The organism is Actinoplanes sp. NPDC023801 (genome assembly GCF_040639655.1).
Taxonomy (GTDB): Bacteria; Actinomycetota; Actinomycetes; order Mycobacteriales; family Micromonosporaceae; genus Actinoplanes.
The window spans coordinates 56983-68340 of record NZ_JBFAAI010000042.1 but is presented as its reverse complement, the minus strand read 5'-3'; the positions used below and the strand labels follow the sequence as shown (position 1 = coordinate 68340).

The following is an 11358-nucleotide window of genomic DNA, read 5'->3' as shown; positions in this document are numbered from 1 at the left end:
GGATCGACGTTCGCATGGACAACGAGGAGAAACTGCGCGGATATCTGGCGCGGGTCATCGCCGAGTTGCACGACACCCGGCACCGGCTGCGTGCGGCCGAATCCGGCGACCAGGAACCGATCGCGATCGTTGCGATGGGCTGCCGGCTGCCCGGCGGCATCACCGGCCCCGACGACCTGTGGCGCCTGGTCGCCGACGGCATCGACGCGGTCGGCCCGATCCCCGCCGACCGCGGGTTCGACCTGACCGACATCTACGACCCGGACCCCGGCCACAGCGGTACGACGTACTCCGCCGCCGGTGGCTACGTCGGCGACGCCACCATGTTCGACGCCGGGTTCTTCGGCATCAGCCCGCGCGAGGCCACCGCGATGGACCCGCAGCAGCGGATGCTGCTCGAGGTGTGCTGGGAGACCGTCGAACGGGCCGGTATCGCACCGACCGCTCTGCGGGGCACCCGGACCGGTGTCTTCGTCGGCGCCAGCTCGCTCGGCTACAGCGCCGGTGCGGCCGGCGCGTCCGCCGGATCCGAGGGATACCTGGTCACCGGCAGTGCGCTGTCGGTGGTGTCCGGCCGGATCGCCTACGTGCTGGGCACCGAGGGACCGGCACTCACCGTCGACACCGCCTGCTCCTCGTCCAGCGTCAGCATGCACCTGGCCGCCCAGGCGCTCCGCCGGCAGGAGTGCACGCTGGCGATCGCCGGTGGCGTCACGGTCATCCCCAACCCGATCAGCATCGTCGAGCTCAGCCGACAGCGGGTACTCGCCGCCGACGGCCGGTGCAAGGCGTTCGGGGCCGGCGCCGACGGCATGGGCTTCGCCGAGGGGGCCGCGGTGCTGCTCCTGGAACGCCTCGACGACGCCCGGCGCAACGGCCACGAGGTACTCGCAATCATCCGCGGTTCGGCCGTCAACCAGGACGGCGCGTCCAACGGCATGACCGCCCCGAGCGGCCCGGCCCAGCAGCGTGTCATCCGGCAGGCCCTGGCCGACGCGCGGCTCTCGCCGGAGCAGATCGACACCGTCGAGGCGCACGGCACCGGCACCCCGCTCGGCGACCCGATCGAGGCACGGTCGCTGATCGCCACCTACGGCGCGCAGCGCCCACCGGGACGCCCGCTGTACCTCGGTTCGCTCAAGTCGAACATCGGCCACATCCAGCAGGGCGCCGGTATCGCCGGTGTCATCAAGACGGTGCTGGCCATGCGGCACGGGCTGTTGCCCCGGACCCTGCACGCCGACGACCCGACACCGCACGTCGACTGGACCGCGGGCGACGTCAGCCTGCTCACCGAGGCCCGGCCGTGGCCGGAGACCGGCGCCCCGCGGCGGGCGGGCGTCTCGTCCTTCGGTATCAGCGGCACCAACGTGCACACCATCATCGAGCAGGCTCCGCCGTCCGGACCCGCCCCGGAGCGCGGCCCGCGCCCGGACGCCGGACCTCTGCCGTGGGTCGTCACCGGCCGTACCCCCGAGGGTCTGCGGGCCCAGGCTGCGCGGCTGCGGGAGTTCGCCGCCACCGGCCCGGACCGGGCGGACGTCGGCTGGTCACTGGTCACCGCCCGGGCTCAGCACGAGCACCGTGCCGTCGTGGTGGCCGCCGACACCGGCACGGCGGTCACCGCGCTCGCCGCGATCGAGGCCGGGGAGCCCTCCCCGTCGGTGCTGACCGGGCAGAGCCGTTCCGGCCGGCTCGCCTTCCTCTTCCCGGGCCAAGGGGTGCAGCGCGCGGGCATGGGCCGGGATCTGTACGCCGCGTTCCCCGCCTACGCGGCCGCGTTCGACGCGGTGTGCGACGCGTTCGCGCCGCTCCTCGACCGGCCGTTGCGGGACCTGGTGTTCGCCGGGCCAGACTCCGCCGACGCCGCCCTGCTCGACCGGACCGTTTACACCCAGCCGGCCACGTTCGCCGTCGAGGTGGCCCTGTACCGGCTCTTCGAGTCCTGGGGGATCACCCCGGACTATCTGCTCGGGCACTCATTCGGTGAGGTCGTCGCCGCGCACGTCGGTGGGGTGCTCACCCTGCCGGACGCGTGCGAGCTGGTCGCCGCGCGCGGCCGGCTGATGGACGAACTGCCCGCGGGCGGCGTGATGATGGCCGTCCGGGCGAGCGAGGACGAGGTTCGCGTGGCCCTGGCCGGCCATCCGGGGCGGGTCGACCTGGCAGCCGTCAACGGACCTTCCTCGGTGGTGGTCTCCGGTGACCGGGAGGCCGTCGAGGAGCTGGCCGCCCGCTGGCAGGCCGAGGGCCGCAAGACCACGATGCTGCGCGGTGGTCACGCATTCCACTCGGCCCGCATGGATCCGATCCTGGCCGGGCTCGACGCCGTCGCCGGGCGGCTGCGGCACGCGCCACCCGCGATCCCGATCATCTCCGACGTGACCGGCGAACCGGCCGGCGACGACACCCTGAACGGCGGCTACTGGTCGCGGCACGCCAGGTCGGAGGTGCGTTTCGCCGACGGCATCGACGCCCTGCTCCGCGCGGGCGTCACCCGGTTCCTCGAACTCGGCCCGGACGGCACCCTCACCGGCCTGGTCCGGATGGCACTCGACGACGATCCGGCCGGAGCCGGAGCCGGAGCCGGAGCCGGAGGCGGGCCGGTGCTGGCGACGGCGCTGCGGACCGACCGCCCGGAATCCGAGGCCGTGGTCCGGGCCCTGGCCCAGCTGTACGCCCACGGCGTCCCGGTCGACTGGACGGCGTTCTTCACCGCACATCAGCCCCGCCTCGGTGACCTGCCGACCACCGCGTTCCTGCGGCACCGCTACTGGATCGACACCCCGGCCGCCGAACTCGCGGACGTGCGGCCGGCCGATCCGGCGGAGGCCGGCTTCTGGGCCGCGGTCGAACGCCGCGACGTCGACGGGGTCGCCGGAACCCTGGGCCTGGAGACCGCTGACGGGCTGCGCGAGGTGCTGCCCGCCCTGTCGGCCTGGCGCAGCCGGCGCCGTACCGAGTCGACCATCGACTCCTGGCGCTACCGCACCGTCTGGAAGCCACTGCCGGACCTGCCCGCCGGTGAACTCACCGGCACGTGGCTGCTGCTGCACGACACCGCGGACCCCGGAGCGGCCGGCACCGCCGATGCGCTGCGCGGAGCCGGTGCCGAGGTGGTCATGCTCGCCGTGGAGGCGGCCCGCACCGACCGCGCCGCACTGACCGAAATGCTGCTCGACGCCTTCGCCGAGGTGGAACCGGCCGGTATCGCCTCGCTGCTGTCGGCTGCCGAGGTACCGGCCGCCGCCTCCGGCGCCGTCCCGGCCGGGTTCGCCGCCACCGTCGCGCTGGTGCAGGCGCTCGGTGACGTGGGGACCCCGGTCCCGCTGTGGTGCCTGACCCGCGGCGCCGTGGTGACCGGCCGCTCCGAGACGCAGCGCAGCGTCGCCCAGGCGCAGGTGTGGGGTTTCGGCCGGGTCGCCGCGCTGGAGCTGCCGGACCGCTGGGGCGGCCTGCTCGACCTGCCGCCGGAACTGTCCGGCCGGGACGCACGGCGGCTGGCCGGTGTGCTGGCCGGCGGACACGGTGAGGACCAGCTGGCGCTGCGTGCGTCGGGTGTGTTCGCGCACCGTCTGGTGCGCGCCGAGCCAGCTTCCACGGTGGTACCGGCCCCGTGGCGGACCGACGGGACCGTGCTCGTCACCGGCGGCACCGGCGCTCTCGGCGCGTCGATCGCCCGCTGGCTGGCCGACCGCGGTGTGCCGCACCTGCTGCTGGTCAGCCGCCGTGGGCCGGACGCTCCCGGCTCCGAAGCCCTGGTCGCCGAACTGGCCGCGCGCGGCACCACCGTCACGGTCGCCGCCTGCGACGTCTCCGACCGCACCGCCGTCGCCGGCCTGCTCGCCGCGATACCCGCCGACCGGCCGCTGACCGGCGTCGTGCACGCCGCCGGCGTGGTCGACGACGGCGTGATCGACACGCTGGATCTTCCGCGGCTCGCCGCGGTGCTGCGCGCCAAGGCCGTCGCGGCGGAGGTGCTCGACGACCTGACCGCCGGCCTGCCGCTGTCGATGTTCGTCATGTTCAGCTCCGTCGCCGGCACCATCGGTGCCGCCGGTCAGGCCAACTATGCCGCCGCCAACGCCGCGCTCGACGCCCTCGCCCGGCGCCGCCGCGACAGCGGACGGACGGCGACCTCGATCGCGTGGGGCGCCTGGGCCGAAGCCGGTCTGGCCACCGACGAGGTGGTGCTACGGCGGCTGCGGACGGCCGGAGTTCCCCCGATGGACCCGGCGACGGCGATGTCGGCCCTGGCCGCCGCGATCGACCGGGACGAAACCTGTCTTGCCGTGGTGGACATCGACTGGCCCCGGTTCGCTGCCGCGTTCTCCGCCACACGTCCCAGCCCGCTCATCGCGGACCTGCCCGAGGTCCGGGCGGCCGTGGCGAGCGCACCCGCCGGGGAGGCCGATCCGGAGGCCACCCTGGAACGGCGCCTGCGGGCGGCGGATCCGGCCGAGCGGCAGGGCATCATGCTCGATCTCGTACGCGGTCACGCCGCCCTCGTGCTCGGCCACCCGTCCCCGGACGCGATCGAGCCGGGCCGGGCGTTCCGCGATCTCGGATTCGACTCGCTCACCGCACTCGACCTGCGCAACATCCTCGCCGGTGCCACCGGGCTGCGGCTGCCGGCGACGCTCGTCTTCGACTACCCGACACCGGACGACCTCGCCACCCATCTGCTCGGCGGCCTGGTGTCCGGCACCGCGGAGCGGCCGGCGGCCGGGCCGGCCACCGGGCACGTCACCGAGCCTCTCGCCATCGTGGCGATGAGCTGCCGCTTTCCCGGTGGTGTGCGGTCGCCCGAGGAACTGTGGACACTGCTTGCCGACGGCGGTGACGGCGTCTCGGGGTTCCCCACCGACCGGGGCTGGCCGGAGATCAGGGACGCCGGCTTCGCGCCGGAGGGCGGTTTTCTCTATGACGCCGCGCTGTTCGACCCCGGCCTGTTCGGCATCTCGCCGCGCGAGGCGATCGCCATGGACCCGCAGCAGCGACAGCTGCTGGAGACGGCCTGGGAGACGTTCGAACGCGCCGGGCTCGATCCCCGTTCGCTGCGGGGAAGCCGCACCGGTGTCTTCATCGGCGGCGCCTCCACCGGTTACGGTGCGGGGGTGGTGCTGCCGGCCGACGCCGAGGGCCACTACATGACCGGTAACGCGGGCAGCGTGATGTCCGGCCGGATCTCCTACACCTTTGGCCTCGAGGGGCCCGCCGTCACCGTCGACACGGCGTGCTCGTCGGCGCTGGTCGCACTGCACATGGCCGTTCAGTCGCTGCGGCTCGGCGAATGCGCGATGGCCCTGGTCGGCGGTGTGACGGTGATGCCGACGCCGGCTGTCTTCGCCGAGTTCGGCAAGCAGGGCGGACTCGCCGCCGACGGCCGGTGCAAGCCGTTCGCGGCGGCCGCCGACGGCACCGGCTGGTCCGAGGGGATCGGGCTGGTGCTGATCGAGCGGCTCTCCGACGCCAAGCGTCTCGGCCACGAGGTGCTCGCGGTGGTGCGGGGTTCGGCGGTCAATCAGGACGGGGCCTCCAACGGGCTGACCGCGCCGAACGGCCCGTCACAGCAGCGGGTGATCCGGCAGGCGCTTGCCGACGCCGGGCTGGAGGCGGCCGACGTCGACGCCGTCGAGGCCCACGGCACCGGCACCACCCTCGGCGACCCGATCGAGGCGCAGGCCCTGATCGCCACCTACGGCCAGGACCGGCCCGCCGGGCACCCGCTGTGGCTGGGCTCGGTCAAGTCGAACCTGGGGCACACCCAGTTCGCGGCCGGGGCCGCCGGCCTGATCAAGATGGTGCTCGCTCTGCGCCGCGGCGAGCTGCCCCGCTCGCTGCACGTCGACGCACCCACCCCGCACGTCGACTGGGCCGCCGGCGCGGTGGAACTGCTGACCGATCCGGTGGCGTGGACAGCCGGTGGCCGGCCGCGCCGCGCCGGCATCTCCGCCTTCGGCATCAGCGGGACGAACGCGCACGTCATCGTGGAGGAGGCGCCCACCGTACCGGCCGGGGTGGCACCGGCCACCGGACCGTCGCCGGTCCCCGTGCCGCTGGCCGCGCGGACCGCTGACGGACTGCGGGCCCAGGCCGCCAAGTTGCGCGCGTTCGCCGCCGGGCACGACGAGACGCCCGCCGACATCGGGTACACCCTGGCCACCGGGCGGGCCGCGCTGGATCACCGCGCGGTGGTGCTCGCGACCGACCGGGCCGGACTGCTCGACGGGCTCGACGCGCTGGCATCCGGCGATCCGGAGGCCGGGGGAGTGCCGTGCGGCCGCGTCACCGAGGGCCGGCTGGCGTTCCTGTTCACCGGGCAGGGCGCTCAGCGGATCGGGATGGGCCGTGAGCTGTACGACCGGTTCCCGGTGTACGCCGACGCCTTCGACGCGGTCTGTGCCCGGTTCGACACGCTGCTGGACCGCCCGCTGCGTGAGGTGATCGACGAGGACGCCGAGGCGCTCGACCGTACCGGCTACGCGCAGGCGGCGCTCTTCGCCGTCGAGGTGGCGCTTCACCGGCTCGTGGAGCACTGGGGCATCCGCCCGCACGCCGTGCTGGGCCACTCCATCGGCGAAATCGTCGCGGCACACGTGGCCGGGGTGCTCTCCCTGGATGACGCCTGTACGCTCGTCGCCGCCCGTGGCCGCCTCATGGACGCGCTGCCCGCCGGCGGTGCGATGCTGGCCGTCCAGGCGACCGAGGACGAGGTGACCGCGGTCCTGACAGCGGGCGCCGAGATCGCGGCGGTCAACGCACCGACCGCGGTCGTCATCTCCGGTGACACCGCCGCGGTCGCCGCGGCCGGTGAGCATTTCACCGCGCTGGGCCGGCGGACCACCCGGCTGCGGGTGTCGCACGCGTTCCACTCGGCGCGGATGGAGCCGATGCTCGCCGAGTTCGCCGAGGTGCTCGCGGGGCTGACGTACGAGCGGCCGCGTCTGACCGTGGTCTCGAACCTCACGGGCGCGCCGATCGAGGAGTTCGACGCCGCCTACTGGGTCCGGCAGGTGCGCGAACCGGTCCGTTTCGCGGACGGGCTGGCCCATCTGTCCGCCGACGGTTTCACCCGGTTCGCCGAGATCGGGCCGGCCGGTGTGCTGACCGGTATGGCCCGGTCCTGCTTCGCCGACACGCCCGGATCCCCGCTGGTGGTGCCGGTGCTGCGTGCCGACCGGGAGGAGACCGGCGCTGTCCTGGAGGCGGTGGCCCGGCTGCACGTCGCCGGCGTCTCACCGGACTGGACGGCGGTGTTCGCCGGGTCCGGCGCGCGGCGGGTGCCGGTGCCGACGTACGCGTTCCAGCATCAGCGTTACTGGCTGGCGGCCGAGCCGGCGGCGATCCCCGCGCCGGTCACGCCGTCCACGACGGCGGCGCCGTGGCGTTACCGGGTGGCATGGGAGACGGTGCCCGGTGGCGGTCCCTCCGTCCTGAGCGGCACATGGCTGGTGGTGACGCCGGACGACGACGAGGTCCGCGAGATCGCGGCTCTGATCGGGGCGGCGATGCGCATGCGGGGGGCGGTTCCGGTCGTGGTCGGGCCGGCCGAGGTGGACCCGGCGATGTCGCCGCCACCGGCCGGTGTGGTCTCGCTGGTGTCGCTGGGCGCCTCGGCCGAGCCGGTCGGGGCCAGCGTGGAAGTCATCGCCGCCGGCATCGACGCGCCCCTGTGGACGATCACGCGGGGCGCCGCCGGCCCGGGCGGCTCCGGTGCGCCGGTGTCACCCGATCAGGCCGCCGTCTGGGGGCTCGGCCGGGTGCTGTCACTGGAGCAGCCGGACCGCTGGGGCGGTCTGATCGATCTGCCCGCCACGATGGACGCCCGGGTGGCGGCCGAGCTCGTCGGTATCCTCGGCACCGGCACCGACGACCAGGTGGCACTGCGGCCCAACGGCACGTTCACCCGCCGGCTCGTCCGTGCGCCGCTGAGCGCGGAGCCGGCACCGTGGAAACCGGACGGCACCGTCCTGGTGACCGGCGGCACGGGCGCGCTGGGCCGGCGGCTGGCCCGCTGGCTGGCCGACCGTGGTGCCCCGCACGTCGTGCTGGCCGCCCGCCATGCCACCACCACGCCGGAGACGGCAGCCCTGGGCGCTGACCTCGAAGCGGCCGGCACCCGGCTCACCGTCGCCGCGTGCGACGTCACCGACCGTACCGAGGTCGCCGCGCTGCTGCGGTGGATCGGTGCCGGTGATCCACTCGTGGCGGTCTTCCATGCCGCCGGCGTGCGCGACGACACCGAGCTGGCCGCGCTCACGCGGGAGTCGATCGGCGGTGTGCTGGCACCCAAGACAGCCGGCGCCCGGCACCTGCACGAACTCACCCGCGACCGGCCGCTCTCGGCGTTCGTGCTGTTCTCCTCGGCCGCGGGCGTCTGGGGCGGCAGCCGGCAGTCGGGTCAGGCCGCCGCCGGTGCATACCTCGACGCTCTGGCCGAGCACCGGCGCGCCGCCGGCCTGCCGGCGACCTCGGTCGCCTGGGGTCCGTGGGACGACCCGGACGGGATCTCCGGTGCGCCGGCCATCCGCGACCGGCTGGGACGCCTCGGCCTGCCGGCGATGGATCCCGGGGAGGCACTGTCCGCGCTGGGCGAGGCGATCGAGCACGACGACACCACGCTCGTCGTCGCGGACGTCCGCTGGGAGCCGTTCATCGCCTCGATGACGGCCACCGGCCCGCGGTCGTTCTTCACCGGTGTTCCGGAGGCACGCGATCCGGCCCGGCCGGAACCGCCCGCCGCCGACGCGGAACAGCTGCGCCGTACGCTGCTGACCGCGGCACCGCACGAGCGGCGTGCGGGCCTGCTCGAACTGGTGCGCGGTCACGCCGCCCGGGTGCTCGGCCATCCGGGAGCCGAGGCGGTGGGACCCGACGACAAGTTCCTCGAACTGGGCTTCGACTCGCTCACCTCGATCGAGCTGCGCAGCCGGCTGCAGGCGGCGACCGGCCTGACCCTCAGTCCCACCGCGGCGTTCGACCACCCGTCCGCGGTTCTGCTCGCCTCGCACGTGGAGCAGGCACTGCTCGGAGCACCCGGTGCGGCGGGTGACCCGGCGGCGCCGGTACTCGGCATCTCACCCGAGGACGAGAATCCGGTCGGCCTGCTCAACTCCCTCTACTGGGAGGCCATCCGGACCAACCGGGTGGTGGACTTCATGAAGATGACGTACGAGACCTCGCAGTTCCGGCCGGTCTTCACCGACCCGTCGCAGATGGCGGACGGGCCGTACCCGGTGTCCCTGGTACGCGGGGACCGTACCCCCCGGCTGGTCTGTCACACCGGGACCACCGCGGCGGGTGGACCGCACGAGTTCGCCCGTTTCGCCGCGGCCTTCCGCGGTGAGCGGGAGGTCTCGGTCCTGCCCGTTCCGGGCTTCGGCCGGGGCGAGCTGCTGCCCGCCGACGCGTACGTGGCACTGGCGTGGCAGGCCCGATGCCTGCGCGACCTCGTCGGGGACGAGCCGTTCGTGCTGGTCGGGCACTCCGGTGGCGGGATCCTGGCGCACGCGCTGGCCCGATATCTGGAGGAGGAGGACGTCATGCCGGCCGGCCTGGTGCTGGTCGACGTGTATCCGCTGTCGCAGCCGATGCACGCGGTGTGGCAGAACGAGTTGTCCACCGGCGTGTTCGAACGCAAGCACCAGTATGTGCCGATGGACGACATCCGGCTCACCGCGCAGGCCCACTACGGGGTGATGACCGGCGGTTTCCAGGCCAAGGAGATCGAGACGCCGACCCTGGTGGTGCGGGCCACCGAACCGCTCGGGCCCTGGGACCGCGACGACGACTGGCGTGCCGCCTGGGACCTGCCGCACACCGCGGTCGACGTGCCGGGCAACCACTTCTCGGTGATGGCGGAGTACGCGACCGAGACCGCGGCCGCGGTGACCGCCTGGCTGGACGGTCTGGGCTGAGGACGGCGAAAAGGGCTCCGGGGTCACCCCGGAGCCCTTTCTCGTGACCGGCTACCGCGCGTACGTCAGGCGCAGCGGCAGTTCGCGCAGGCCCAGCAGGAACGTGAAGTGCGAGTACCAGGACAGGTCGGTGGCCGCCAGCTCGATGTCGGAGTACCGGCGCAGCAGTTCCTCGATGGCGATGACGACCTCCATCCGGCCCAGGGTCGCGGCGATGCAGTAGTGCGGGCCGGACCCGAAGATCAGCGGCGCCGTACCGGTCCGGGTGACGTCGAACCGTTCCGGGTCCGGATACTTCTCGGGGTCGTGGTGTGCCGCGCCGAGCACGATGAACACGGTGGCCCCGGCGGGGATCGTGGTGTCGCGCAGCTGCACCGGCGCCGTGGTGTGCCGGGCCAGGATCTGCACCGCGGAGTTGTACCGGGACAACTCGTCGAAGCTGCTCTCGACGAGTTCCGGGTTCGCCCGCAGCAGCGCCAGCTGGGCGGGGTTCTCCAGCAGCGACACCATGCCGTTGCCGATCACGTTGACCGAGGTCTCGTGGCCGGCGTTGAACAGCACCAAGATCTGGGCGGCGATGTCCTCGTCGCTGAGCCGGTCACCCTTGGCGTCCGGTTCGAGCAGGATCGACATGAGATCGTCGCGCGGCTCGGCCCGCCGTTGTGCCAGCAGTCCGGCGATGTAGGCGCTGAACTCGGGGACCGCCTCGTTCATCTGCCGCCGCATGCGCGGGGTGACGAGCGGGTCCACCACGTCCGCGATGGTGTTCGTCCACTTCCGGCACCGGTCGGCGTCCTCCGGCGGGATGCCGACCAGCTCGCACACGACGACGACCGGGAGGGGCAGCGCGAGACCCGAGATCAGGTCTGCCTCACCTTCACCCATCGCGTCGATCATCTCGTTGACGAGCGTACGGATCCTGGGCCGCAGCCGTGCCATGGCGGCCGGCGTGAGGGCCCGGGACACCATCCGGCGCAGCCGCCGGTGGTCGGCACCCGCGCGGGTGAGCATCCAGCGGCGCGCGCTGCGCACGACGGGGCTGTCGGGGCCGCCGCGTACGCGTGCCCAGTGCGGATTGTCGGTGTAGTCGGTACTGACCCCGGGTGCCCGGAGCAGCGTGTCGCAATCCTCGTAGCGGGTGATCACCCAGTAGCCCAGGGGCGACTGGTGCACCGGCTCGATGTCACGGACCCGCTTGTAGTACCCGTAGCGGTCCTCGTGGAGTTCGGGATCGCGCAGGTCGAAGAGCAGCCTCGTCCCAGACGTCATGGTGGTCGCCGATCTATCGGGTTTGCCTGCCACTCTCCGAGCGCCCCGGAGGGGGGTCAACCCCTACCCGGCGTCCTGGACTCGGACTGTCCCGGCCTGTCCGCGCTGGTTGAAGGGTCAGTGAAGGCCCTGCTAGGGGTGTCCGGGCGTGGAGAGCCGCCATTACCGT

The 11358-nt window shown here is 73.6% G+C and carries 2 protein-coding genes; one reads left to right on the top strand and one right to left on the bottom strand.

Translation table 11 applies throughout. The features are described from left to right. Window positions 1–14 precede the first annotated feature (14 nt). Window positions 15–9920: a type I polyketide synthase gene (locus AB0G04_RS41185; RefSeq protein ID WP_360995185.1), complete on the top strand. Its 9906-nt coding sequence runs from the start codon at window positions 15–17 to the stop codon at window positions 9918–9920. 51 nt (window positions 9921–9971) lie between these two features. On the opposite strand, the gene AB0G04_RS41180 is transcribed toward AB0G04_RS41185, so the two are convergent. Further along, on the bottom strand, window positions 9972–11189 hold the full coding sequence (locus AB0G04_RS41180; protein ID WP_360995183.1) for a cytochrome P450: 1218 nt from the start codon (window positions 11187–11189) through the stop codon (window positions 9972–9974). Window positions 11190–11358: the final 169 nt, after the last annotated feature.

What these genes read in the sequence shown, in the direction of transcription:
- AB0G04_RS41180 (WP_360995183.1), bottom strand. Translation starts at nt 11,189, where the DNA reads ATGACGTCTGGGACGAGGCTGCTCTTCGACCTGCGCGATCCCGAACTC.
- AB0G04_RS41185 (WP_360995185.1), top strand. Translation starts at nt 15, where the DNA reads ATGGACAACGAGGAGAAACTGCGCGGATATCTGGCGCGGGTCATCGCC.